The organism is Streptomyces sp. NRRL B-1140 (assembly GCF_001280065.1).
Classification (GTDB): domain Bacteria; phylum Actinomycetota; class Actinomycetes; order Streptomycetales; family Streptomycetaceae; genus Streptomyces.
In genome coordinates this window covers 104,097-130,104 of record NZ_LGEA01000162.1, presented here as the reverse complement: position 1 = coordinate 130,104, position 26,008 = coordinate 104,097, and the positions used below count along the sequence as shown (strand labels likewise).

Annotated in this window: 20 protein-coding genes; 13 read left to right on the top strand and 7 right to left on the bottom strand. The window is 70.9% G+C overall.

All coding sequences use genetic code 11. The annotated features are described in order from the left end of the window. Positions 1-68 precede the first annotated feature (68 nt). From ADK65_RS35050 to ADK65_RS35030, 5 genes are all read left to right on the top strand, one after another. A complete protein-coding gene (locus tag ADK65_RS35050) occupies positions 69-2,102 on the top strand; it encodes a thioredoxin domain-containing protein (RefSeq protein WP_053675419.1) in 2,034 nt (677 codons plus the stop codon). A gap of 146 nt (positions 2,103-2,248) precedes the next feature. Beyond that, entirely contained in the window at positions 2,249-3,532 is a 1,284-nt protein-coding gene (locus ADK65_RS35045) for a glycosyltransferase (protein WP_053675417.1), read from the top strand. After that, positions 3,529-5,178: an ArnT family glycosyltransferase gene (locus ADK65_RS35040; RefSeq protein WP_053675415.1), complete on the top strand. Its 1,650-nt coding sequence runs from the start codon at positions 3,529-3,531 to the stop codon at positions 5,176-5,178. The genes ADK65_RS35045 and ADK65_RS35040 overlap by 4 nt, the downstream gene beginning before the upstream one ends. Then, positions 5,175-6,374, top strand: coding sequence for a glycosyltransferase (locus ADK65_RS35035; RefSeq protein WP_053675413.1), 1,200 nt, complete (start codon positions 5,175-5,177; stop codon positions 6,372-6,374). The genes ADK65_RS35040 and ADK65_RS35035 overlap by 4 nt, the downstream gene beginning before the upstream one ends. After that, positions 6,371-8,773: a galactose oxidase-like domain-containing protein gene (locus ADK65_RS35030; RefSeq protein WP_053675411.1), complete on the top strand. Its 2,403-nt coding sequence runs from the start codon at positions 6,371-6,373 to the stop codon at positions 8,771-8,773. The genes ADK65_RS35035 and ADK65_RS35030 overlap by 4 nt, the downstream gene beginning before the upstream one ends. An 88-nt stretch (positions 8,774-8,861) precedes the next feature. On the opposite strand, the gene ADK65_RS35025 is transcribed toward ADK65_RS35030, so the two are convergent. Continuing rightward, a complete protein-coding gene (locus ADK65_RS35025; protein WP_053675409.1) occupies positions 8,862-9,593 on the bottom strand; it encodes a Mut7-C RNAse domain-containing protein in 732 nt (243 codons plus the stop codon). Between the two features lie 121 nt (positions 9,594-9,714). After that, positions 9,715-10,428 (bottom strand): PAQR family membrane homeostasis protein TrhA, encoded by a 714-nt coding sequence (gene trhA / locus ADK65_RS35020; protein WP_053675407.1) that lies wholly within the window; start codon positions 10,426-10,428, stop codon positions 9,715-9,717. Positions 10,429-10,755: 327 nt separating this feature from the next. Here trhA and ADK65_RS35015 point away from each other — a divergent pair, with 327 nt between their 5' ends. Both ADK65_RS35015 and ADK65_RS35005 read left to right on the top strand, forming a co-directional pair. Continuing rightward, positions 10,756-12,585 (top strand): phosphoenolpyruvate carboxykinase (GTP), encoded by a 1,830-nt coding sequence (locus ADK65_RS35015; protein ID WP_053675405.1) that lies wholly within the window; start codon positions 10,756-10,758, stop codon positions 12,583-12,585. A gap of 611 nt (positions 12,586-13,196) precedes the next feature. Continuing rightward, positions 13,197-14,297 carry an amidohydrolase family protein gene (locus ADK65_RS35005; RefSeq protein ID WP_107092456.1) on the top strand — a complete coding sequence of 367 codons (1,101 nt, stop codon included), beginning with the start codon at positions 13,197-13,199 and terminating at the stop codon, positions 14,295-14,297. Between the two features lie 368 nt (positions 14,298-14,665). Here the strand turns inward: ADK65_RS35005 and ADK65_RS35000 are convergent, their stop codons facing one another. Continuing rightward, complete coding sequence (locus ADK65_RS35000) at positions 14,666-15,085, bottom strand: hypothetical protein (RefSeq protein WP_053675401.1); 420 nt, start codon at positions 15,083-15,085, stop codon at positions 14,666-14,668. Between the two features lie 139 nt (positions 15,086-15,224). Continuing rightward, the gene (locus tag ADK65_RS34995) at positions 15,225-16,436 is read right to left on the bottom strand and encodes a pyridoxal phosphate-dependent aminotransferase (protein ID WP_053675399.1); all 1,212 of its coding nucleotides are present in this window, start codon (positions 16,434-16,436) and stop codon (positions 15,225-15,227) included. Positions 16,437-16,562: 126 nt separating this feature from the next. On the opposite strand from ADK65_RS34995, the gene ADK65_RS34990 reads away from it, so the two are divergent. Further along, on the top strand, positions 16,563-17,564 hold the full coding sequence (locus ADK65_RS34990; RefSeq protein ID WP_053675398.1) for a hypothetical protein: 1,002 nt from the start codon (positions 16,563-16,565) through the stop codon (positions 17,562-17,564). Positions 17,565-17,726: 162 nt separating this feature from the next. Next, positions 17,727-18,653, top strand: coding sequence for a S1 family peptidase (locus ADK65_RS34985; protein WP_053675396.1), 927 nt, complete (start codon positions 17,727-17,729; stop codon positions 18,651-18,653). Positions 18,654-18,719: 66 nt separating this feature from the next. On the opposite strand, the gene ADK65_RS34980 is transcribed toward ADK65_RS34985, so the two are convergent. Further along, the gene (locus ADK65_RS34980) at positions 18,720-20,333 is read right to left on the bottom strand and encodes an N-acyl-D-amino-acid deacylase family protein (protein ID WP_053675394.1); all 1,614 of its coding nucleotides are present in this window, start codon (positions 20,331-20,333) and stop codon (positions 18,720-18,722) included. A 13-nt stretch (positions 20,334-20,346) separates the two neighbouring features. Continuing rightward, on the bottom strand, positions 20,347-21,627 hold the full coding sequence (locus ADK65_RS34975) for an amino acid deaminase (protein WP_053675392.1): 1,281 nt from the start codon (positions 21,625-21,627) through the stop codon (positions 20,347-20,349). Positions 21,628-21,767: 140 nt separating this feature from the next. Between ADK65_RS34975 and ADK65_RS34970 the strand changes: the two genes are divergently transcribed. The 4 genes from ADK65_RS34970 to ADK65_RS34955 all read left to right on the top strand — a co-directional run bounded on the left by ADK65_RS34970 (position 21,768) and on the right by ADK65_RS34955 (position 24,646). After that, positions 21,768-22,820 (top strand): sugar kinase, encoded by a 1,053-nt coding sequence (locus tag ADK65_RS34970; protein ID WP_053675390.1) that lies wholly within the window; start codon positions 21,768-21,770, stop codon positions 22,818-22,820. Then, complete coding sequence (locus tag ADK65_RS34965) at positions 22,817-23,578, top strand: IclR family transcriptional regulator (protein WP_053675389.1); 762 nt, start codon at positions 22,817-22,819, stop codon at positions 23,576-23,578. The genes ADK65_RS34970 and ADK65_RS34965 overlap by 4 nt, the downstream gene beginning before the upstream one ends. Beyond that, a complete protein-coding gene (locus ADK65_RS34960; RefSeq protein WP_053675387.1) occupies positions 23,575-23,985 on the top strand; it encodes a RidA family protein in 411 nt (136 codons plus the stop codon). Before ADK65_RS34965 ends, ADK65_RS34960 begins: the two co-directional genes overlap by 4 nt. A 109-nt stretch (positions 23,986-24,094) precedes the next feature. Further along, positions 24,095-24,646, top strand: coding sequence for a hypothetical protein (locus ADK65_RS34955; protein ID WP_053675385.1), 552 nt, complete (start codon positions 24,095-24,097; stop codon positions 24,644-24,646). On the opposite strand, the gene ADK65_RS34950 is transcribed toward ADK65_RS34955, so the two are convergent. Continuing rightward, on the bottom strand, positions 24,643-25,995 hold the full coding sequence (locus ADK65_RS34950; protein ID WP_053675383.1) for a M14 family metallopeptidase: 1,353 nt from the start codon (positions 25,993-25,995) through the stop codon (positions 24,643-24,645). The two genes, ADK65_RS34955 and ADK65_RS34950, sit on opposite strands and share 4 nt — an antisense overlap. Positions 25,996-26,008 lie beyond the last annotated feature (13 nt).

Genomic DNA, 26,008 nt, shown 5'->3' with positions numbered 1-26,008 from the left:
ACGAGCGGCCTGCGCGCGAGGGGGCCGCGTTCCGTGGCCGGGTGGCCGGTGTGAGGCAGGATGGAAGCATGCCGAACCGACTGGCTCATGAAACGTCCCCGTACCTGCTCCAGCACGCCGACAACCCCGTCGACTGGTGGCCCTGGTCGGAAGAGGCTTTCGAAGAGGCCCGGAAGCGGAACGTGCCCGTGCTGCTCAGCGTCGGATACAGCAGCTGTCACTGGTGCCATGTCATGGCGCACGAGTCCTTCGAGGACCAGCAGACCGCCGAGTACCTCAACGCGCACTACGTGAGCGTCAAGGTCGACCGCGAAGAGCGCCCCGACGTCGACGCCGTCTACATGGAGGCCGTGCAGGCGGCGACCGGGCAGGGTGGCTGGCCCATGACCGTCTTCCTCACCCCGGACGGCGAGCCGTTCTACTTCGGTACGTACTTCCCGCCCGCTCCCCGCCAGGGCATGCCCTCCTTCCGGCAGGTGCTCCAGGGCGTGCACCAGGCGTGGGACGAGCGGCGGGACGAGGTGACCGAGGTCGCCACGAAGATCGTCCGGGATCTGGCCGGGCGGGAGATCTCCTACGGCGACGCGCGGACCCCGGGCGAGGAGGAGCTCGCGCAGGCGCTGCTCGGGCTCACCCGGGAGTACGACCCGCAGCGCGGCGGTTTCGGCGGGGCGCCGAAGTTCCCGCCGTCCATGGTGCTGGAGTTCCTGCTGAGGCACCATGCGCGGACGGGCGCCGAGGGTGCTCTGCAGATGGCGCAGGACACGTGCGAGCGCATGGCCCGGGGCGGGATCTACGACCAGCTCGGGGGCGGCTTCGCCCGCTACTCGGTCGACCGCGACTGGGTCGTGCCGCACTTCGAGAAGATGCTGTACGACAACGCCCTGCTGTGCCGGGTGTACGCCCATCTGTGGCGCTCCACCGGTTCGGAGCTCGCGCGGCGCGTCGCCCTGGAGACGGCCGACTTCATGGTGCGTGAACTGCGCACGGCCGAGGGCGGGTTCGCCTCCGCGCTGGATGCCGACAGCGACGACGGGACGGGCCGGCACGTCGAGGGCGCGTACTACGTGTGGACGCCGGAGCAGTTGCGGGAGGTGCTCGGTGAGGCGGACGCCGAGCTGGCGGTGCGGCACTTCGGGGTGACCGAGGAGGGGACTTTCGAGGAGGGCGCGTCCGTCCTCCAACTGCCCGTGCGGGACGGTCTCGTAGACGCGGAGAAGGTCGCCTCCCTCAGGGAGCGGCTGCTCGCGGCGAGGTCGCGGCGGCCCGCGCCCGGCCGGGACGACAAGGTGGTCGCCGCCTGGAACGGCCTGGCGATCGCCGCGCTCGCCGAGACCGGCGCCTACTTCGACCGGCCGGACCTGGTCGAGGCCGCCGTCGCCGCGGCCGACCTCCTCGTGCGGCTGCACCTGGACGAGCAGGCCCGGCTCACCCGCACCAGCAAGGACGGTCACGCCGGTGCCAACGCCGGTGTGCTGGAGGACTACGCGGACGTGGCGGAGGGTTTCCTCGCGCTCGCGTCCGTCACCGGGGAGGGCGTCTGGCTGGAGTTCGCCGGGTTCCTCCTCGATCACGTCCTGGTCCGGTTCACCGACCCCGAGTCGGGTGCGCTGTACGACACCGCGGCCGACGCCGAGCGGCTGATCCGCCGCCCGCAGGACCCGACCGACAACGCGGCCCCGTCCGGCTGGACCGCGGCGGCGAACGCCCTGCTGGGTTACGCCGCGCACACCGGGTCCGAGCCTCACCGGACCGGCGCCGAAAGGGCGTTGGGTGTGGTGAAGGCGCTGGGACCGCGGGTGCCCCGGTTCATCGGCTGGGGGCTGGCCGCGGCGGAGGCCGTGCTGGACGGTCCGCGCGAGGTCGCGATCGTGGGTCCGGCCCTGGACGACGAGGGCACGAGGGCCCTGCACCGGACGGCACTTCTGGGCACCGCGCCCGGTGCGGTGGTCGCGGTGGGTGTTGCGGGGAGCGAGGAGTTTCCCCTGCTCGCGGACCGTCCGCTGGTCGGCGGTGAACCGTCCGCGTACGTCTGCCGTAACTTCACGTGTGACGCGCCGACGACGGAGCCTGACCGGCTGCGTACGGTCTTGAGTGGCTGAAGTCACGTATGAACGGAAACATGGTCTTTATCTGAACAGCCCCCGGGCTTCACAGTTCCCCCCTAATGTCTGCACAGTGACGTGGCGGACGAGGCCGTATCGGCCCGCCGTCGCGACCGGGGGTTCTGGGATCTGGGGGGATCTGTTTGCTGACGTCTGTCTTCATCGCTGCCGTTTCGCTTGCCCTGTTCTGGATGGCGGCGTTCACCCTGTGGTGGCAGATGCACGCCTGGCGTACGCCGGAAGTGCTCGCCTCCACCCGGTTCAGCAGTCCGGACGGGGACGAGCACGTCTCCTTCTCGCTGCTGCTGCCCGCCCGGCACGAACAGGCGGTGCTGGACCACACGATCCAGCGGCTGCTGGAGTCGAGCCACACCGACTTCGAGATCATCGTGATCGTCGGGCACGACGACCCGGAGACCACCGCGGTGGCCGAGACGGCCGCCGCGCGTGACCGACGGGTCCGGGTCGTCGTCGACACGCACGAGAAGAAGAACAAGCCGAAGGCCATGAACACGGCGCTGCCGCACTGCCGCGGCGACGTCGTCGGGGTCTTCGACGCGGAGGACCAGGTCCACCCCGAGCTCCTCGCCCACGTCGACCACGCCTTCCTCACCACCGGCGCGGACGTCGTGCAGGGTGGGGTGCAGCTGATCAACTTCCACTCCAGCTGGTACAGCCTGCGCAACTGCCTGGAGTACTTCTTCTGGTTCCGCTCGCGGCTCCATCTGCATGCGCAGAAAGGTTTCATTCCGCTTGGCGGAAACACCGTCTTCGTCCGCACGGACGTCCTGAGGGAAGCCGGCGGCTGGGATCCGAACTGCCTCGCCGAGGACTGCGACCTGGGCGTGCGCCTGTCCAGCGTCGGCAAGAAGGTCGTCGTCGCCTACGACTCCGACATGGTGACCCGGGAGGAGACCCCGGGCTCGCTGATGTCCCTGCTGAAGCAGCGCACCCGCTGGAACCAGGGCTTCCTGCAGGTGTACCGGAAGAAGGACTGGAGGCAACTGCCCACCCTCGGGCAGCGGCTGCTCGCCCGTTACACCCTGATGACCCCGTTCATGCAGGCCTTCACCGGCCTGATCATCCCGCTCAACGTGGCGATCGCCCTCTTCCTGGACGTGCCCGTCGGCATCGCCTTCATCACCTTCCTGCCGGCCGTCACCGCCCTGGTCACCTTCGTCTTCGAAATCGTCGGACTGCACGACTTCGGCAGGCAGTACGGGCTGCGCGTCCGCTTCGCGCACTATCTGAAGCTGATCCTGGGCGGCCCCTTCTACCAGGTCCTGCTCGCCGGTGCGGCCCTGCGGGCCGTGTGGCGGGAGCAACGCGGCCGCAACGACTGGGAGTTGACGACGCACGTCGGCGCGCACCTCGGCGAGAGCACCGTGGCCCGGCAGGACGCGACCCGAGAGGACGTTCCCGCGTGACCTCCACCCTTCCCGCGGCGGCCACTGCGACGGTCCCCGCGCAGCGCCGGCCCGCGCCCCGAACCGGTACGCACCGCCGCGTGGAGCCGCCGCGCCGGCTGCGCTCCTCGCGGCCCGACCTGATCCTGTGCGGCGTCCTCCTCGTGGCGATCCTCGTCGTGCAGGGCTGGAACATCGCCGACTACCCGGCCCTCAGCGACGACGAGGGCACCTATCTCGCCCAGGCCTGGTCGGTGCAGCAGGGCGACGGACTCGCTCACTACACCTACTGGTACGACCATCCGCCGCTCGGCTGGATCCAGATCGCGCTGCTGACCTGGATTCCCGCGCTGATCAGCCCCGAGTCGATGACGGTGGGCACCATGCGCGCCGCGATGCTGGTGATCAGCGGCATCAGCGCGGTGCTGGTCTACGTGCTGGGCCGGCGCCTCGCCCTGCCCCGCTGGGCGGCCGCGCTCGGCATGGTGTTCTTCGGGCTCTCGCCGCTGTCGATCGTGCTCCAGCGGGAGATCTTCCTCGACAACCTCGCGGTGATGTGGACGCTGCTGGCCTTCACCCTGGCCGCCTCCCCGAGCCGTCACCTCTGGCACCACTTCGGCGCGGGCATCGCGGCCGCCACGGCCGTGCTCACCAAGGAGACGATGCTCGTCGTCCTGCCCGCCCTGTTCCTCACCATGTGGCGTCACAGCCACCGGGACACCCGCAAGTTCGCCCTCACCGGAGCCGTCACGGCCTGCGCCCTGATCGGCTTCTCGTATCCGCTGTTCGCCCTGCTCAAGGGCGAGCTGATGCCGGGCGCCGGGCACGTGTCCCTCTGGGACGGCGTCAAGTACCAGATGACCAGGCCCGGTTCGGGCTTCATTCTCGACCAGGGCTCCGGCTCCTGGGGCGTGCTCCAGTCGTGGCTGTACTACGACCGGATCCTGCCCCTCGGCGGCCTCGCGGGCGCCCTGCTGCTGCTCCTCACGTGGCGCTGGTCGGTCACCGCCCGCGCCCTGGCCGGACCCGCCCTGGCGGTCGCGATCTTCGCCGCGCTGGCCCTGCGCCCCAACGGCTACCTGCCCGCGATGTACGTCATCCAGGCGCTGCCGTTCCTCGCGCTGGTCCTCGCCGGAGGCACCGCGTCGGTCGCCCACGCCGTGCTGAGCCGCTGGCGCTCCGAGGCGGAGAAACGGTACGTCAGCGCGGGCCGGTACGCACTCGCCGGTGTCCTCGCGCTCGCCGCCGGCGCCTACGTCGTCCCCCACTGGTACGACGGCGCCCGCACGGCCGTCACCACCGACGCCAACGCCCCCTACCAGGCCGCCTCCACGTGGCTGGCCACGGAGGTCGAGGAACCCGAGCGCACCCGGGTGCTGGTCGACGACGCACTCTGGCTGGACCTCGTGCACCACGGCTACCGGCCCGGCCTCGGCGTCATCTGGTTCTACAAGGCCGACCTGGACCCGGCGGTGACGAAGACGATGCCGCGCGGCTGGAAGGACCTCGACTACGTCGTCGCCTCGCCGACCGTACGACGCGACGCGGCCGACCTGCCCAACGTCAAGGCCGCCATGGAGCACTCCGACCCGGTCGCCACCTTCGGCACCGGCGAGGACCGCATCGAGATCCGCCAGATCCAGACGTCCGCCGGAGGCGCGCGATGAGCCAGGAGTACACCGTCCCCGGTGAGATCGTCGAGACCGAGACCACCGAGGTCCCCGAGCCGGGCGCCGTCACCATCGTCGTACCGACGTTCAACGAGTCGGCGAACGTACGGCAGTTGCTGCGCCAGATCACCGAGGCCGTCCCGGCCCGGCTGCCCTGCGAGGTCGTCTTCGTGGACGACTCCACCGACGACACGCCCGAGGTCATCGAGAAGGCGGCGCAGGACTGCCCCTTCCCCGTCACCGTGCTGCACCGCGAGGAGCCGGTGGGCGGACTCGGCGGCGCCGTCGTCGAGGGCCTGAAGGCGGCCGGCTCGGACTGGATCGTCGTCATGGACGGCGACTGCCAGCACCCGCCGTCCCTCGTGCCCGACCTGGTCGCCACCGGCGAGCGGGCGAACGCCGGGCTCGTCGTGGCCTCCCGTTACATCAAGGGAGGCAGCCGGGCCGGACTCGCGGGCAGCTACCGCGTGTTCGTCTCGCGCGGGGCGACCTGGCTGACCAAGGCGCTGTTCCCGCGCCGGCTGCACGGCATCAGCGACCCGATGAGCGGCTTCTTCGCGATCCGCCGCAGCGCGGTCACCGCCGAGGTCCTCCAGCCGCTCGGCTACAAGATCCTCCTCGAACTCGCCGTCCGCAGCCGCCCGCGCACGGTCACCGAGGTGCCCTTCGTCTTCCAGGATCGGTTCGCCGGGGAGTCCAAGTCGACCGCGCAGGAGGGCTTCCGCTTCCTGCGCCACCTGGCCGGGCTGCGCACCGCATCCCCGGTCGCCCGCATGGTCGGGTTCGGCCTGATCGGGCTGACGGGCTTCCTGCCGAACCTGGTCGGCTTGTGGGCGCTGAACGCGCTCGGCATGCACTACGTACCGGCGGAGATCCTCGCCAACCAGCTCGGCGTCGCCTGGAACTTCCTGCTCATCGAGCACCTGCTGTTCCGCGAGCGGCGCCGGCACCGCCGCTGGTGGGACCGGGCCGGTCGGTTCGCGCTGCTCGCCAACGCCGACCTCGTGCTGCGCATCCCGCTGATCGCCCTGTTCGTGCACCAGCTCGACCTGGGCGTGCTGTCGGCCACCGCGCTCGCGCTGGTGACGACGTTCGTGCTGCGCTTCGCCGGGACCGAAGCGCTGGTCTACCTGCCGCGCCGGGGCCGTGGGAAGCCCGCGCGCGGGAGCCGCACCGCGAGGAGAACCACGTGAACCTTCGTCGCAGAACGACCGCACTCCTGTCCGTCGCGGGCCTCACCTCGGGCCTGCTCCTGTCCACACCCCAGCCCGCCTCCGCCGCCAACCTCATCAAGAACCCCGGCTTCGAGACCGCCGGCACCGACGGCATGCCCTACTGCTGGGAGAGGTCCGGCTGGGGCGACAACGACTTCACCTTCACCACCACGTCCGACGCCCACACCGGCTCCAAGGCCATGAAGGTCGAGCTGACCCGCCGGGTCGACGGCGACCGCAAGGCGCTGATCACCGAGTCCGCCGCGTGCGCGCCGGTGGTGACGCCGGGCAAGCAGTACGACCTCGGCCTCTGGTACAAGACGACGACCCCGGACGCGGCGATCACCCTGTTCCGGCACGACACGACGGCCGGCTGGCAGTACTGGACCGACCTCAAGACGCTGGACCTGGCCGGGACCTGGACCGAGGCCACCGTCCGCACCCCCGAGGTCCCGGCCGGCACCGACCGCATCACCTGGGGCGTCTCCGTCTACGGCACCGGCTCCGCCACCACCGACGACTACACCATGGACCAGGTGCCCGACCCGGTCCTGCCGCCCGCGTGCACCGGCACCGCCGAGCAGTGCGCCAACGGCAAGTGGGACGTGCTGCCCACGCAGAACCCCGTCCGCTCCATGCACTCGGTCGTCCTGAACAACGGCAAGGTGCTGCTGATCGCGGGCTCCGGCAACGACGAGTCGATGTTCGAGGCGGGCACCTTCACCTCGGCGGTGTACGACCCGCAGAACGGCACCTACAAGGTCATCCCCACGCCGAAGGACATGTTCTGCGCCGGCCATGTGCAGCTCCAGGACGGGCGCGTGCTGGTGATGAGCGGCAACAAGGCGTACCCGGTGCCGGGCGGGCACGGCTACGAGGGCTTCAAGGACTCGTACGTCTTCGACCCGAAGACCGAGACGTACACCAAGACCAACGACATGAACGACGGCCACTGGTACCCGTCGGCGACGATCCTCGGCAACGGTGACGTCATCTCCTTCGGCGGGCTGCGCGAGGACTCCACCGGCTCGGTCACCGCCGAGCTGTTCTCCGAGGCCGAGCAGCGGTGGCAGCCGCTGTGGAAGGTCAACCAGACCTGGTCCTACTGGGGCCTGTACCCGTCGATGATCCTCATGCAGGACGGCCGCCTCTTCTACTCGGGCAGCCACGTCTTCGGCAACAACATCCCGGGCACGGGATCGGCGATCTACGACTACGGCGCCAACACCACCACCCAGGTGCCGGGCCTGCGGAACAAGGACGAGCGCGACCAGTCGGCGAGCGTGCTGCTGCCCCCGGCGCAGGACCAGAAGGTCCTCACCCTCGGCGGCGGCAACATCGACTCCAACCCGGACGCCAACCGCCTGACCGACATCATCGACCTCAAGCAGCCCAACCCCGCCTACGTCGCCGGTCCGCCGATCCCGCAGGGCACCGTCGACCACGGCAACGGCCCGGTCCCGCAGACCGGGAACCAGGGCAAGATGTACGTCTCCGCGGTGCTGCTGCCCGACGGCAAGGTGCTGGAGACGGGCGGCGCCCTGCACAACCGCGCCAACCCGGTGTACGAGACGTCGATCTTCGACCCCGCGTCGGAGACCTTCGACCCGGTCGCCGTCGACCCCGAGGCACGCGGCTACCACTCCTCGGCGTTCCTGCTCCCGGACGGCCGGGTGATGACGACCGGCGACAACCCGGGCAACGGCACATGGAACCACGACGTGTCGGTCTACAGCCCGCCCTACCTCTTCAAGGGGCCCCGCCCGCAGATCACCTCGGTCATCGACACCGAGTGGAACTACGGCGACACCCAGCGGATCACCGTCGACCGGCCCATCGCCAAGGCCGAGCTGATCCGCCCGGCCGCCGTCACGCACTCCTCGGACCCGAACCAGCGGTTCGTGGACCTGCCGCTGTCGGTCGACGGCAACAACGTCGACCTGAACGTCACGAGCAACCCCAACCTGGCCCCGCCCGGCTGGTACATGCTCTTCGCGGTCGACGCGAACGGCGTGCCCTCGGTGGCGAAGTGGGTGCACCTTCAGGGCCCGCAGGCACTCAAGGCGACGGACGCCTCGGCCCACGTCCACGACTTCGCGGACGAGCCCACGGGCAAAGTGGTCAAGCCCGGCAAGAAGCGGACGTCGCAGAAGGTCAGCCCGACGATCTCCGGCTGCGACCGCCACTACGGCTCGATCAACGTCTGCGTGCCGACGGACTTCCCGGCGGAGGTGAAGAAGACGACGGCGGCACGCTGCGAGTGGCTCAAGGCCAACGACTACGGCCGCCTGAAGATCAACGGCAAGGACGACCCCCTGGGCCTGGACCGGAACAGGGACGGAGTCGCCTGCGGCAAGGGGGACGTGACCAGGCGTTGAGAGCGCCATCGAGGGGCGCGCCCTCAGGGGCGCGGGGAACTGCGCGACCAGCCACGCCGGTCCCGCGGTTCCCCGCGGCGCTGAAGAGTCAACGGCGCTCCGCGCGGAGCGCGAGCGCCTGCTCCACGATGGCCTCCAACTGCTCGTGGTGTGCGCCCTTCCAGTAGGCCCGCCCACATGCACCGCACCGCGCGAACACGTCGTACGTCGCATGCGTACCGTGCTTCAGCTGATCGGCGACCTCGTCCTTGCTCGCCGTGCGCAGCATCCCGTTGCAGGCCGTGCACCGCGTCCACGGCAGCAGTTCGGGCCGGAACCGTTCCAGCACGTCACGCAGCTGCTCCTCGGGCCGCGTGCTGTACACGAACGCCCCGGCCCACAGCTCGCGCCGCCGCAGCAGCCCCCGGTCGCGGCTCAGCATCACCCGTCGCTCGGCCGCCGAACGCGCCGCGAGGGCCGGGTCACCGATGTCGGTCGACTCGTAGGCCGTGTCCACACCGAGCAGGCGCAGCCGGCGGGCCAGCGTGCCCAGGTGCACGTCGAGGAGGAATCGCAGGGGAGCGCCCGGCACCTGCTGGGGGCGGGCGACGGCCCGCACCGTCACCGACTCGCCGGCCGTGGGGACGTGTGCGAAGGGCACCTCGCGGCCGTCCACGAGCAGCACGCCGACCTCGGTCAGCGGTACGCCCAGCGACTCGACGACATGGCCGAGGCTGGAAACGCCGTCCGTGGTGGCCCGCACGCTGCCCGACTGCCGGGCCCGGGGCACGAACACGTGCAGTTCGGGGGCGAACTCGACGTCGATCTCGGGACCGTTCACCCGGTCAGGATGCCATGGCGCAACGCGCCGGCCTCAGGATTTCCCATGGTCGGCCATCCCAGTGATCCGGGCATGCGGAAGGCCACGGCCGAAAGCCGTGGCCCGAAGGGGTGGGAGGGCGCTATCCGTGCTGGTAGGCCACCAGCGAGATCCCCACGTAGTGCGTGATGAAGGCCGCCAGGGTGAACGAGTGGAACACCTCGTGGAAGCCGAACCAGCGCGGTGACGGGTTGGGCCGCTTGATCCCGTAGACCACGCCGCCCGCGCTGTAGAGCAGGCCGCCGACGATGACCAGGACCAGGACGGCTATGCCGCCGGTCCGCATGAAGTCCGGCAGGTAGAAGACGGCCGCCCAGCCCATCGCGATGTAGCAGGGCGTGTAGAGCCAGCGCGGGGCGCCGACCCAGAAGACGCGGAAGAGGATGCCGGCCGCGGCGGCGGCCCAGATGCCCCACAGCAGCCACTGACCCTTGGCGCCCGGCAGCAGCAGCATGGTCAGCGGCGTGTAGGTGCCCGCGATGATCAGGAAGATGTTGGCGTGGTCCAGCCGGCGCAGGACGCCGTCCATGCGCGGGCTCCAGTTGCCCCGGTGGTACAGCGCGCTCACGCCGAACAGCAGGCACGCCGTGAGCACGTAGATGCCGCAGGCGATGCGCCCTCTGGAGGAGTCGGCCAGGGCCGTGAGCACGAGGCCCGCGATCAGAACGGCCGGGAACATGCCGAGATGCAGCCACCCGCGCAGCTTCGGCTTCACCGGGTGCGGCAGGGAGAGCGCCTTCGGACCGTGGCCGTCGGCCGCCGAGTCCGTGGGCGCGTCGGGGACGAACGCAGTCATGGGCGAATGGTAGCTACGGCGCCGTAAGTCACGTATCAGAGCCACTGATTGCAAGGCGAAGAGTGGCCATCCTCTCACCGTGACCTGGCGGTGGTTACGCAAACGAACCGTCTGGTGAACGCAACGTGCACGTAAAGCGGCGCGGGAAACCGTGGCGAGCCTCACGTTGCTCACCTGTGCGCTCCTCTGGACAGATGGGCGCGCACGTCGGATGATCAAATGAGTGCGGTCGGCACCGGATGAGCGCCAAGTTCAACCCTGAAGCATCCGGGTCGCAGCCCCCACGGGGCCTCCACATCACAAAAAATCCCTCATTTAGGAGCAATCGTGGCGCGCGACATCGCGGCTCCCACCGTCCCCACCACCCATCAGGGGCTGATCTCGTGGGTCAACGAGATCGCCGAGCTGACGCAGCCGGACAACGTGGTCTGGTGTGACGGATCCGAGGCCGAGTACGAGCGGCTGTGCGAGGAGCTCGTCGAGAAGGGCACCTTCCGCAAACTCGACCCGATCAAGCGCCCCCACTCCTACTACGCCGCCTCCGACCCCACCGACGTAGCGCGCGTCGAGGACCGGACCTTCATCTGCTCCGAGAAGGAGGCGGACGCCGGCCCGACCAACCACTGGAAGGCCCCCGCCGAGATGCGGGAGATCTTCCAGGGCTCCGGCGGTCAGGGCGGTCTCTTCCGCGGCTCCATGCGCGGCCGGACCATGTACGTCGTGCCCTTCTGCATGGGCCCGCTCGGCTCGCCGCTGTCCGCACTCGGCGTGGAGATCACCGACTCGGCGTACGTCGCCGTCTCCATGCGCACCATGACCCGTATGGGCCAGGCCGTCCTGGACGAGCTCGGCTCCGACGGCTTCTTCGTCAAGGCCGTCCACACCCTCGGCGCCCCGCTGGAGCCCGGCCAGGCGGACGTCCCCTGGCCCTGCAACCAGACCAAGTACATCTCGCACTTCCCCGAGGACCGGGAGATCTGGTCCTACGGCTCCGGCTACGGCGGCAACGCCCTGCTCGGCAAGAAGTGCTACGCCCTGCGCATCGCCTCCGTCATGGCGCGTGACGAGGGCTGGCTCGCCGAGCACATGCTCGTGCTGAAGCTGACCCCGCCGCGCGGCGAGGCCAAGTACGTCGCCGCGGCCTTCCCGAGCGCCTGCGGCAAGACCAACCTCGCCATGCTGGAGCCGACCATCCCCGGCTGGACGGTCGAGACCATCGGCGACGACATCGCCTGGATGCGCTTCGGCGAGGACGGCCGCCTCTACGCCATCAACCCCGAGGCCGGTTTCTTCGGCGTCGCGCCCGGCACCGGCGAGCACACCAATGCCAACGCGATGAAGACGCTCTGGGGCAACTCCGTCTTCACCAACGTCGCCCTCACCGACGACAACGACATCTGGTGGGAGGGCATGACGGAGGAGACTCCGGCCCACCTCACCGACTGGAAGGGCAACGACTGGACGCCGGAGTCCGGCGTTCCGGCCGCCCACCCCAACGCCCGCTTCACCGTCCCGGCCTCGCAGTGCCCGATCATCGCGCCCGAGTGGGAGGACCCCAAGGGCGTGCCGATCTCGGCGATCCTCTTCGGCGGCCGCCGCGCCACCGCCGTACCGCTGGTGACGGAGTCCTTCGACTGGAACCACGGCGTCTTCCTCGGCGCCAACGTGGCCTCCGAGAAGACCGCCGCCGCCGAGGGCAAGGTCGGCGAGCTGCGCCGCGACCCGTTCGCGATGCTGCCGTTCTGCGGCTACAACATGGGCGACTACATGGCCCACTGGGTCGACGTGGCCAAGGACAAGGACCAGTCCAAGCTGCCGAAGATCTACTACGTCAACTGGTTCCGCAAGGACGACGAGGGCAAGTTCGTCTGGCCCGGCTTCGGTGAGAACAGCCGCGTCCTGAAGTGGATCGTGGAGCGCCTGGACGGCACGGCCGAGGGCGTCGAGACGCCGATCGGCATCCTGCCGACCAAGGAGGCCCTGGACACCAACGGCCTGGAGCTGGCCGAGTCCGACCTGGAGTTCCTGCTCACGGTCGACAAGGAGGTCTGGCGCGAGGAGGCCGCCCTGGTCCCCGAGCACCTCAACACCTTCGGCGACCACACGCCGAAGGAGCTGTGGGACCAGTACCGCGCGCTGGTGGAGCGCCTGGGCTGATCCCCACCCCGAACTCCGCGGCCGGCCGGAACCGACAGTGCCCTGACCAGCAACATCGTCACGGCCGGCCGCGGGACAGACCGGCGGGGCCCGCACAACGGCGTGCGGGGTTCCGGGTCCGTCGCCGCTCTCCGTCCGCCCCGACGGGAACCGCGGCGGCAGGCCCCCTCCCGCCCGCTTCGGCACGGCCCGCCCCGCGGGCTCACGAACGTGCCGATGACTGACCGAGCGCTCCGGCCGACGTCCCACGTCGACCGGAGCGCTCGGGCGTTTTCGGGGTGCCGGTGCCGGTGCCGGTGCCGGTGCCGGTGTCCGTGCCGGTTTCGGTGTCCAGCGCGCACCACACGGTCTTACGACCGGCCTCCTGCTCCACACCCCACCGCACGGCCAGTGCGTCCAGCAACGCCAGCCCGCGCCCCGACTCGGCTTCGGTGCCGACTCGTCGAGGGCGGCTTCTAAGGCCCGAGCCACCTCAGCGAGCTCAGCCGGTGGGCTGGACCGCGGCCGTCCGAGGGAACCGACCTCGAACAGGGCACGCCGTGGTGATCGTGGGCCCGCCGACGGGCCATCGTGGTGCGGCAAACCGATGGCGCCACAGATGGGGAACGCGGATGTCCGAATCGACCCGGGCCATGAGCCGGCGCGGTCTGCTCATCGCCGGCGGGGCGTTGGCGACCACCGTCGCCGCCACCGGCGAGTCCAGCTCTCTGGCCAGGGGGGAAGCGGTGCCGCGAGGCTCGAGGAGCGGCGATGGCGCCGACCGGGCAAGGATCGACGTCCACCACCATTTCACCGCTCCGGCATGGGTTGACTGGGCGGAGCGTGAGGGCCTGGTGCAGCGGCAGGAGCTGCTGTGGTGGGCGCGTTGGGATCTGGACTCCACCCTGGCGCTGATGGACCAAGCCGGAATCGCGACCGCGGTCCTCAACCCGACCATGCAGGACCGGTACCGCACCGCGGCGCAGGCCAGGGAAGGTCTCACCGTCGTCTTCGAGGCGATGGCCGACCTGGTGTCCCTGCACCCGGGCCGTTTCGCCGTCCTCGCTCCTGCTGTCCTGGACCATCCCGAAGTGACCACGTGGGCTCTCCGCCGCGCCTTCGACGAGCTCGGTGCCGTCGGAGCCAGCGTGAAAGCCAACTACAACGGTGTCTACCTCGGTGATCCCTCGTACGACCGCCTCCTCGCCGAACTCGACGAGCGCGCCGCGGTCCTCTTCACGCATCCGCTCGACCTCCCGGGCGGAACACCCGGCGTGCCCACCGTCCCCGGAATTCCGAACTTCATGTGCGATTTCCTGCTGGACACCACGCGCGCTGCTGTGAACCTGATCCGCACCAGGACACTCGACCGCTACCCGCACCTGTCGGTCATCCTGCCGCACGCCGGAGGATTCCTCCCTCAGATCGCCACCCGCATGGAGGCCTTCGGCGGCTTCTGCACCCCACCCCTCGATGCCGCGCGTGTACGGGACTACCTCCACCGCTTCTACTACGACACGGCGGGCCCGTCGGCTCCCTCGGGCACTCTGGTGGCCACCGCCGGCGCCGACCGGATCCTCTTCGGCACCGACTGGCCGGCCGCCTCCGCAGACATCATCACCGACTTCACGGTGCCGGCCATCGAGACCGACCCCGTGTTCACCGACCGCCAGCGACGCGGCATCAACCGCGACAACGCGCTCCGCCTGTTGCCCGCGCTGAGGCGCGCCTAAGGGTCGGTGACCGCCGCGTGCTGGGCCCCGGCCTCCCTCCCGCAGTGCGGGCCCGCTGCGCCGCCCGCCACGCGGAGACCTCCCGGAATGTGCCCCGCCGCCTCTCGTGGGGGTGATTGCCGGGCCTCGCTCCTTGAGTCCACGGCGAATGCCGCCTCGGCGATCTCCGCGGTCGAGGTGGCACGGGTTCGTGTGCAACAGGCGTGGCGAACTGTGGCGGGGTACCTGATCGCCCTCACGAAGGGGTTAGTGGCGCCCGGTCCGCGCGTCGCTGCGGGTGCGCGCGGACCGGGGCCGCACAGGGGAGCCGGGGCCCATGGGGGCTCGGGGCTCAAAGATCCCCCGAAGGGGCAGGGAAGCCGAAGGGCTCAGTGGGACGCGAGTTCGCGGGGATCCAGGGCCGCCGTGTGGGCGTCCATCCGCTCGGCGGCCAGGATCGCGACCGCCGTGTCGGCGCGGGAGGCGGCGACGACCAGTGCGCGGCCTGCCAGGGCGTGCGCCCGCTGGTGCAGGGCGGCGGCGCCGGCCCCGCGACGGCCGGTCATCGGCGCGCGCACCGGAGTGCGTCCACCGCGCAGCCTGCTCACCTGCTCCGCGAGCCGCTCCGCCGCCGCGTCCAGGTCGGCCGAGCCCTCCGTCGCGCGCAGCTCGTCCGTGACGGCGAGCAGGGCGGCGAGATGGCCCGCGAGCTGGATGTCCAGCTCTTCCTCGCGGGAACGGTGGGGGAAGTCCGGGTTGGGGCCGTCCACCGTGCTGTGGACCGACTTGGTGCGGATCGGTTCGTACATGGGAAGGCCTCCTGAGCTCTTACAGGAAACCATCCTAGCTTAGATTTCGTCTAAAGTTGAGCCGCTCACAACATCGGACTGCCCGCGCACATAGCGTGAGCGGGCAGTCCATGGGCGTGCGGTGTGCGGCGTGTGCGGGTCAGGGCTGGCTGTAGCCGTCCAGGAAGTGGCCGATCCGCCCCACCGCGTCGGTCAGGTCCCCGACCGTCGGCAGGGTCACCACCCGGAAGTGGTCCGGCTCCGGCCAGTTGAAGCCGGTGCCCTGAACGACCATGATCTTCTCGCGCCGGAGCAGGTCCAGGACCATGCGGCGGTCGTCCTTGATCTTGAAGACCTTGGGGTCCAGGCGCGGGAAGAGGTACAGCGCGCCCTTGGGCTTCACGCAGGTCACACCGGGAATCTGGGTCAGCAGCTCGTACGCCGTGTCCCGCTGCTCGCGCAGCCGTCCGCCCGGCAGTACCAGGTCGTTGATCGTCTGGCGCCCGCTGAGCGCCGCGACGACTCCGTGCTGTCCCGGCATGTTCGCGCACAGACGCATGTTCGCCAGGATCGTCAGGCCCTCGATGTAGGAGTCGGCGTGGGCGCGCGGACCGGAGATCGACATCCAGCCGACCCGGTAACCGGCGACCCGGTAGGCCTTCGACATGCCGTTGAAGGTGAGGGTGAGCAGGTCCGGGGCGACGGAGGCGGTGGGGGTGTGCGTGGCGCCGTCGTAGAGGATCTTGTCGTAGATCTCGTCGGAGCAGACCAGGAGGTTGTGCCGGCGGGCGATGTCGGTCAGACCCTTGATCATCGCCTCGTCGTAGACGGCCCCCGTCGGGTTGTTGGGGTTGATGATCACGAGCGCCTTGGTGCGGTCGGTGACCTTGCGCTCGATGTCGGCGAGGTCCGGCATCCAGTCGGCCTGCTCGTCGCAGCGGTAGTGCACGGCGGTGCCGCCGGACAGGGAGACGGCGGCGGTCCACAGTGGATAGTCGGGCGCGGGCACGAGGACCTCGTCGCCGTCGTCCAGCAGGCCCTGCATCGCCATCACGATCAGCTCGGAGACGCCGTTGCCGATGAAGACGTGCTCGACGTCGGTCTCGATGCCGAGGGTCTGGTTGTGCATGACGACGGCCCGGCGTGCGGCCAGCAGGCCCTTGGCGTCGCCGTAGCCGTGCGCGGTGGAGACGTTGCGGAGGATGTCCTCCAGGATCTCCGGCGGGCACTCGAAGCCGAACGCGGCCGGATTGCCGGTGTTCAGCTTGAGGATCCGGTGACCGGCCGCTTCCAGGCGCATCGCCTCCTCGAGCACCGGGCCCCGGATCTCGTAACAGACGTTGGCGAGCTTGGTCGACTGGATCACCTGCATGTCTGGGAGCTTACGGCCCGGTAACGCCTCCCGGGTCGTGTTTTCCGCCACGTGAGACGCGGGGATTTGGGGTGATATCGCCACACGCTGTCCCACCAGCCTCTTCAGTCCCTAGAATGCCCCGCCATGTTCAAGCCATTCGATTACGCCGAGGGAGCGACGGGCGGTGAGCCGCAGGGCCCGCCGAACGTCTACCTGCCGCAGGGAGCCGCACCTCCGGCGTACGACGCCTACGCGGATCCGGCGGCGGCGCACGGATGGCAGGACGTGTACGGCGCGACCGGCCCGGCGGCCGCCGGGAGCACGCCGCACCCGGGTGGCGGTACGACCGGCGGTGGCGGAACGGGCGGCCTTTCCGGTGCCGGTGCGTACGGCACGCACAGTGGCCCGGCGTACTCCGGCGACGCTGCCGACGACGCCCGCGGCGGACCGACGTACCCCGGCGGCACCGGCGGTCACGCGTATCACCACGGTGGTGCGGACGATGCCCGCGGCGGGCCGACGCACTTGGGCGGCACCGGCGGGCCCGCCCGCTTCGGCGGCGCCCTCGCCCACCCCCCTCCCGGCGGCTCTGACGGCATCGGTGAGACGCGCGAGCTGCCGGTGGTGCCGGGGTCGGATGGCCGGCCCCGGGCCGGGCACCGGGGGCGGCACAAGCCGCCCGTGTGGCGGTCGCGCCGGGTGGCGGTCGTCGCCGGTGCCGTGGGGGCCGTGTCGGCGGCCGTGCTCATCGCCGGGGTCTCCTTCTCGGGTGGGTCCTCCGGCGGGACGCGGGGCGGTGAACGCGGCCGTACCGGTCCGGCGGCGGGGGAGTCCTCGTCGGCGTCACCCGCGGACGCCGGTGCGGCGGCGAGCCCCGACGCCCCGACCGCGGGCCGGCCGGGGGACTCCGGTGAGCCGGCCGGCGCCGCGCCCACGAGTCCGTCGAGTCCGGCGAGTTCGTCCCTCACGGTGAGCCGGACCCCGTCCGCGTCCGCCACGGAAGGCGGCGCGCGTCCTCCGTCCGGCATCTCCACGACCACGGCCCCGGCGGGCTCCACTCCCAGTCCCACCGCCACGGCCTCGGCCCCCGGCCGGCCCGAGGGGAAACCCGGACATGGTCCCGGCGGCACCAAGGGCCCCAAGTGACCTGCCCGTGAGGGGGGTTGAGTAGGGTCGCTCCGGACGCCTGAGTTCCGGTTGTGGAACAGGTTCTTGTGCCATCCCCTTTCGCGCGATCACAATGCACATGACAATCGTGCAGGCGGCCGGAGGATTTCCGGCCGCCTCCGTCGCAAGAGGGGACCCCCCATGAGAAAACCTCTCGCCGCCGCGTTCTGCGCCCTGGCGATAGCCGGGGCCGGCGCGGCCCCCGCGACCGCTGCCGAGGCCGCCCCCACGGGCGTCGGCAAGGCCGCGGACACGGGCTCGGCCACGTCCGCCGTCTCCGGCGTGGTCACGTCCGTGGAGCAGACGCTGTCCGGCCTCCGCGGCCCTCAGACCAAGGCCGTGAACTTCGCCGGCACCGTCGCGCTCAGCAACTGCTCCGGCTCGGTCGTCCGCATGCCGGACTCCGAGGCCGACGACCCGGCGCTCGTCATGACCAACGGCCACTGTCTGGAGTCCGGATTCCCCGGCCCCGGCCAGGTCCTCGTCGACAAGGCCTCCAGCCGCACCTTCACCCTGCTGAACGCCTCCGGCTCGCGCGTGGCCACCCTGCGCGCCGCCAAGCTCGCCTACGGCACGATGACCGACACGGACGTCGCGCTGTACCAGCTCACCACCACGTACGCGCAGATCAAGAGCTCGTACAACATCAACGCGCTGACGCTGAACGACAGTCACCCCGTCGCCGGCACCGCCATCTCCATCCCCTCCGGCTACTGGAAGCGGATCTACAGCTGCAACATCGACGGGTTCGTCCCCACCCTCAAGGAGGGCGACTGGACCTGGAAGGACTCGGTCCGTTACACCTCCGCCTGCAACACCATCGGCGGCACGTCCGGCTCGCCCGTCGTCGACCAGGCCACCAACAAGGTCGTCGCCATCAACAACACCGGCAACGAGGACGGCGAGCGCTGCACGGTGAACAACCCGTGCGAGGTCGACGCGAACGGCAATGTCACCGTCCGCAAGGGCATCAACTACGCCCAGGAGACCTACGGGATCCCCGCCTGCTTCGGGATCGACAACAAGCTCGACCTGAGCGCGAGCGGCTGCACCCTGCCCAAGCCGTAAAAGCCGTAAAAGCCGCAAAGCCGTAAAAGCCGTAAAAGGCCGTAATGCAGGGTGCCGGCCGGGCGGTCACGCGGGAGGAGTCCTGCGGACCGCCCGGCCCGCCAGCGCGTCCGTGCGCCGGCCGTCCTCGATCACGAACCGGCCGTCGACCAGGACGTGGGGAATGCCCACCGGGAGCGTGCGCGGCTCCGCGAACGTGGAGCCCGCCGCGACCGTCTCCGGGTCGAACAGCACCAGGTCGGCCTTGTAACCCTCGCGGACCAGCCCCCGGTCGGGCAGCCGGAGCCGCGCCGCCGGGCGGGACGTGAGGTGCGCGACGCACTCCTCCAGCGACAGCACTCCGGACTCCCTGACGTAGTGCCCCAGATAGTGCGGGAACGTGCCGTAGGCGCGAGGGTGGGGCTTCGCTCCCTGGAGGATGCCGTCCGAGCCGCCGGTGTGCACCCGGTGGCGCATGATCGCCCGGACGTTCTCCTCGTGGCCGACGTGCTGGAGGATCGTCGGGGCCAGCCGGTCGGCCAGCAGCAGGTGGCGGGCGGTCGCCCAGGGCGTCTCGCCCCGCCGGTCCGCCGCCTCCCGGAGCGTCAGGCCGACGAAATCGGCCAGAGCCGGGTCGCTCACACCCGAGATCTCGATCGTGTCCCACTCGACGGGCACGCCGTGACAGCCGTCCGAGCCGGTGACCTCCAGATGGTGCCGGATGAGCTCGGCCGTCTCCTCGTCCGCCAGCCGCTTCAGGGTCTGCTCGGGGCCGCCCTCGCTCGCCCAGCTCGGCAGCACGGCCGCGAGTGTCGTACAGCCGGGGGTGTACGGGTAGGTGTCGAGGCTGATGTCGGACCCGGCCGCGAGGGCCTCGTCCAGCAGGGTCAGCAGCTCGGGTGCCCGGCCCCGGTTCACGCCGAAGTTCATGGTGGCGTGGGCGAGATGGAGGGAGCAGCCCGCCTCGCGGGTCAGCGCGACCATCTCCTCGTACGCCCGGAGTGCCCCGGCGCCGTAGGAGCGGTGGTGCGGGCAGTAGTAGCCGCCGTAGGAGGCCACCACCCGGCAGAGCTCGGTCAGTTCGGCGTCGGGCGCGTACATGCCCGGTGTGTACGTCAGCCCCGACGACATGCCGACCGCGCCCTGCTCCAGACCCTCGGCCACCAGCAGCCGCATCCGGTCCAGCTCCTGCTCGGTCGCCTCGCGGTCCTCCCAGCCGACGGCGAGCGCCCGGACCGTGCCCTGCGGGATCAGGTAGGCCGCGTTCACGGCGATGCCGCGGTCCAGCCGGTCCAGATACTCGCCGACCGTGCGCCAGTCGAAGTCGACGTCGTCCCCCGGGCCGTTCCACCCGGCGATCGCCCGCCGCACCTCGCCGAGCGTGCGGTCGTCGACCGGTGCGTACGACAGTCCGTCCTGGCCGATGACCTCCAGGGTCACGCCCTGCGCGGCCTTGGCGCTGTGGTCGGGGTCGCGCAGCAGCGCCAGATCGCTGTGGGCGTGCATGTCGACGAAGCCGGGCGAGAGGACCAGGCCCTCCGCGTCCAGCTCCCGGCGGGCCCTCGGCCGCTGGCATCCGGCCGCCGCGGCCTCCTTGACGATGGAGACGATCCGGCCGCCGTCGACCACGACATCGGCGCGGTAGGCGTCCGCGCCGGAGCCGTCGACGACGTCCGCGTCCCGGATGACGAGCTCTTCCATCGCTGCACGCCTCCTAGAAGAACGTGCGCACGTACTCGACGACCGTGCCGTCCGCCTCCGCGACCGGGATCAGCGGCCACTTGTCGAACGAGGTGCACGGGTGGGACAGCCCGAGCCCGACCCAGTCACCGACCTCCAGGTCCGCCTCCGCAGTGGTGGAGAGCCAGGCGTGCTGGTCGGACAGGCCGGTCACGGACACGCCGGTGGCCGGGCGCTCGGCACCGTCCCGGCGGATCACCTGGGCGAAGGGCAGATCGATGTCGTAGGCCGCGTCCCGCTTGCCGGCGTTGACGAAGGCCTGCTCGGCGGAGGGGCGCGAGACCACCTGCGTCCACAGGCGGAACGCCGGTTCCAGGGCGCCCTCCTCGGGGAGCCGGTTGAACGGGGTCAGCTTGCGGTAGTGCCCGTCGTCGTGCGAGACGTACGCGCCCGAGCGCAGCAACTTCAGCACGGGCAGGGACAGTTCGGGGATATCCGCGAAGACCTCGGCGACCGCGTCGAACCAGGCGCTGCCGCCCGCGCTGACCACGATCTCGTCCAGGCCCGCGAAACGGCCCGCCTTGTCGAAGTCGGCGGCGAGCGCCACCAGCCGCCGCAGCCACGCCGTCACCCGCTCGGTGTCGGCCTTCGGCACCTCGCCCTCGTAACCCGCCACGCCGACGAGCCGCAGGGTCCGGGTGCCCGCCACCGCGTCCGCGACCGCCCCGCACTCGGTCTCCGTGCGGACACCGGTCCGGGCGCCCTCGCCCGCGGCGAGCTCGACGACGACGTCCACGGGGCGCGTGGCGCCGGCGTCCCGCAGCGCGGTGTCCATCAGCTCGACGCCGCGCACGGAGTCGACGTAGCAGACCAGTTCGAAGTCCGGGTCGGCGTCGAGCTCGGCCGCGATCCAGCGCAGGGCCGCCGCGTCGACCAGCTCGTTCGCGAGGAACACGCGCCGGGTCCCGAAGGCCCGTGCCACCCGCACCTGGTGCGGCACGGCCAGCGTGATGCCCCACGCCCCGTGGTCGATCTGCCGCTGGAACAGCTGCGGTGCCATGGAGGTCTTGCCGTGCGGCGCGAAGGCCAGGCCGTGCCGGGCCGCGTAGGTCTCCATGAGCTTCAGGTTGTGCTCCAGGCGCTCGGCGGACAGCGCGAGCACGGGCGTGGCGAAGCCGCCGGTGAAGAGGTTGCGGCGCTGGCCGGCCAGCTCGGCGACGGTCAGCCCGTCCGCGTCCGGCGGGAGGCCCTTGAAGCGGTGGTCGACGCGCTCGGCGGCGAGCCGGGCGAGGGACTGGGCGCTGTCGGCCGTCATGAACTCTCCTGATCTGCTCTGTTGCAGCATCTGCAACCGCCATTGCGTAGGGCGCTCACCGCTGTCTAACATCTCGGCCACCCCCGGTCAATGAAACGCCATCGGCCCCCCGACGGCCCCGACGAGGAGCGACGAGCATCGTGACCCCCACCGGACCCCGAGACGTCCCCGACGGCCCCGGCGCCCCCGAGGTCGTGGACGTCGTCGCGCTCGGTGAGTCCATGGTGACGTTCCTGCCGTCCCGGCCGGGGCCCCTCGCCGACGTGCCGTCCTTCGAGCGGGGGATCGGCGGGGCGGAGTCGAACGTGGCCTGTGTGCTGGCGGCGACGGGCCACTCCGTGCGGTGGATCAGCAGCGTGGGGGCCGACCCGTTCGGCGACCACCTGGTGGAGACGATCGGCGGGTACGGGGTCGACGTCACGCACGTCCGGCGCGACCCGGACCGCCCCACCGGCATCTACTTCCGCACCGCCGGGGACCGGTCCGGCGCCGCCCACGAGGTGGCCTACTACCGCGCCGGATCGGCCGCCTCGGCGATGTCCGCCGGCACGGTGGACCCGGCGGCGGTGCGCGCGGGCCGGGTGCTGCACCTCTCCGGGATCACCGCCGCCCTGTCCGGGACCTGCCTCGGCCTGATGCGCGAGCTGACCACCCGCCGCCCCGGCCGCCCCCTGGTCTCCTTCGACGTCAACCACCGGCCCGGCCTGTGGCGGGGCGGCGACGCCCCCGCGGTCCTGCGCGACCTCGCCCGGTGCGCCGACCTGGTGTTCGTCGGACAGGACGAGGCATGGGGGCTGCACAGCGCCGAAGCCGTCCGCGCCGCCCTCCCCGAACCCGAGGTGCTGGTCGTCAAGCAGGGTGCCGCCGGAGCCACCGTCTTCCACCAGCGGGACGTCACCTTCGTGCCCGCACCCCGGGTCGACGTCGTCGCCGCCGTCGGTGCGGGAGACGCCTTCGCCGCCGGGTTCCTCTCCGCCACCCTGCGCGGCCTGCCCGTCCGGGACCGGCTGCGGCACGGCCACCTCATGGCCGCGGCCGCGCTCACCGTGCCCGGCGACCTCGCGGCACCGCCCGCGCGCGAGCACGCCGACCGGCTCGCCGCCCTGGACGACGCGGCATGGGGAAGACTGCGACTCGGCCCGGGCTGGACCGAGGGGACCCAGCGGGCCGCCGAGGAGGTACGTACGCCATGAGCCAGTCCGTCGACCGCGCGCTCGGCATCCTGCCGCTGCTCGCCGAGGGCCCCGCCGACCTGGGGCGGGTCGCCGACCGCCTCGGCGTGCACAAGTCCACGGCCCTGCGCCTGCTGCGCACCCTCCACGAGCACGGCCTGGTCTACCGCCAGTCCGACCAGCGCTACCGCCTCGGCGCCCGGCTCTTCGCGCTCGCCCAGGAGGCGATGGAGAACCTCGACGTCCGCGAGATCGCCCACCCCCACCTGGTCCGCCTCCACGAGAGCTGCGGGCACACCGTGCACCTCGCGGTGTACGAGGAGGGCGAGGTCCTCTACATCGACAAGGTCGACAGCCGCTACCCCGTGCGGATGTACTCCCGCATCGGCAAGCCCGTCGCCCTCACCGTCGCGGCGGTCGCGAAGCTGCTGCTGGCCGACCTGCCGGAGCACGAGCGGCGGGCGATCGCGCAGAAGCTCGACTACCCCGCCTACACGTCCCGTTCGACGCCCGACGCGGCCGCGTTCCTGCGCGAGCTGGAGAAGGTGCGCGAACAGGGCTGGGCCACCGACCTCGGTGGCCACGAGGAGTCCATCAACTGCGTCGCGGCGCCCGTGCGCGGCGCCGACGGCCGGGTCGTCGCCGCGATGTCGGTCTCCGCGCCGAACGTCGTCGTCACCGCCGACGAACTCCTCACCCTCCTGCCGCTGGTGCGCCGCACGGCGGACGCCATCAGCGGCGAGTACTCCGGCAGGACACCAGTGAAGGGCACCGCATGATGGACAAGATCGCGCTCACCCCGAAGACCCACACCACCCCGCCGGCGAAGTTCTCCCACGGTGTGAGGAAGGGCAACATCCTCCAGGTCGCCGGCCAGGTCGGCTTCCTGCCCGCGGAGGAGGGCAAGGCGCCCACGCCCGCCGGGCCGACCCTGCGCGAGCAGACCCTCCAGACCCTGGCCAACGTCAAGGCGATCCTGGAGGAGGGCGGCTCCGGCTGGGACGACGTGATGATGATCCGCGTCTACCTGACCGACGTGGCCCACTTCGCCGAGATGAACGAGATCTACAACGCGTACTTCGAGGAGCAGGGGCTGACCCAGCCGCCCGCCGCGCGCACCACCGTCTACGTCGGCCTCCCGGCGGGCCTGCTCATCGAGATCGACGCGTTGGCCGTACTCGGCTGACGGCTCGCCCTGTGAAGTCGTCCTCCGGGAGTCCGTTCGTGTAGGCGTCTGATAACGAAGTCGGGGTCGGCTGTGTGCCGCACAGGTTTGTCGACCATACTGCTCCGCTGTGGAGCAGCGCATAGGTTCGAGCAGCCAGCCCCTGGAAGGCGCCGGATTCGACCCGGCTTTCATCCCCGGGCTCACGTCACCCGCGTCCGCACGGACCGAGGAGGACGGGCCGGAGAAGGAGCCTGAGGTCGCAGCGGCCGAGGAGGTCGAGGAGGCGGAGGAAGTCGAGGAGGCCGGCCCCGAGCCGGAGGACACGGCGGAGGCCGAACCCTCCGGACCGGAGGAGGAACCCGCGCCCGGCGGTCCCGTCTTCGAGGCGTCCGACCGCCGCGCCCGGCTGGTCGCCGACCACAGAGGCGTACGCATGGCCCTGGACGACCAGGAGTGCGAGTTCCGCTGGGACGAGATCGGCGCGGTGGAGACGGAGACGGCCCGCTTCGGCAAGCGGTACACCGTCACCGTCCACACCCCTGACCGGCGCTGGTACCCGATCGAGATCGAGGCGCCGGCCAGGAGCCGTTTCATGGAGTGGGACGCGCAGTTGGACGCCGTCCTCGACGCCTACTTCGAGGACGGCGCACCCGAGGGTCGCGAGGAACCGGTCACCTAACCGCAGTACTGCGATTCCTTGCCGATCGACCGGTACATACAGTCGGCGTTCTCCAGCAACTGCAGTACCGCGTCGCGGTTACGGGAGGTCTCCCGCTCGATCACCTCGTCGGGCGGGTAGAACCCACCCCCACCGGAGCGGGGGTACATCTCGAAGGTGTACGCGAAGATCTTGTGCGTGCCCCAGAGGTAGTCGTCGATCGACCCGTCGGTGATGTACAGGTCGCTGGACTGCTCCGCCGTGTAGCCGTTGCTCGCGGCCATCTTCCGGCCGACCGCCTTGAACGCCGCGTTGTCGTCCGCGGTCATCCCGGTCGTGGTGTCGGAGTACGTGTAGCCGAACGGCCACAGCACCAGCTCGCTGTAGGTGTGGAAGTCGACCCCCGCCTTGATCTGCTGCTTGCCGCCGACGACGCGGCTGCGCACGAAGTCGGAGACGACCTTCACCTCGGGCGCCGACTCCGCGGCCGAACCCCGGTAGGTGTCGGAGGACGCGGAGCCGGAGGAGCCGCCGCAGCAGCCCCAGCGGTAGTCCCAGTTGCGGTTGAGGTCCGTACCGACGTACGACGAACCGGAGTTGGGCTGCCGGTTCTTGCGCCAGGAGCGGTACGAGCCGGTGGCGATGTCGTACTCGCCGCCGTCCGGGTTGATGTCCGGGACGATCCAGATCTCGCGGTTGTTCACCATGCCGGTGACGCGTGAGTCGGAGCCGTAGCCGGAGGTCAGCTCGCGCAGCAGGTAGAGCGCCATCTCGACGGTCAGGTGCTCGCGGGCGTGCTGGTGGTGCGTGAACAGCACCTCCGGCTCGGACTCGTCGGTGCTCACGTTGTCGCTGATCTTGATGGCGACGATGTTCCGGCCCTGGTAGGACTTGCCGATCACGCGCTGGCTCGCGATGGACGGGTTGGCCGAGACGACCGAGTTGATCTCGTTCGTCATCTCCGCGTAGTTGTGGTACTTCGAGTCGGCCGACGGGAAGTCGAGGAGCCGGACGTCGTCCTCGCCGGCGGACCGGTCGGGCACGGCGCCGAGCGGGGTGACCTCGTACCCCAGGGCGCGCAGCTTCCTGATCTGGTCGGCGCGGCCGGAGACCACGACACCGTGACCGTGGACCTCGTCGACGGTCACGCCGGTGCGCTGAAGTGCCGTGCGGTCCTGGGCCGTCGAGTGCAGATGGATCTCGTACTGCCGGACGTCGTCCGCCGAGGCGGCCGGCCCCCGGGCGCTGTCGGCGGTGGCGTCGCCGGCCGTCGCGGACAGGGGCGCCGCGAGGACGAGGGCGAGGAGGCCGGCGAGGGCCGCGGTGCGTCTGCCGGTGCGGGCACCGGAGCCTCGTATGCGAAGTCGCATGAAAACTCCTTGC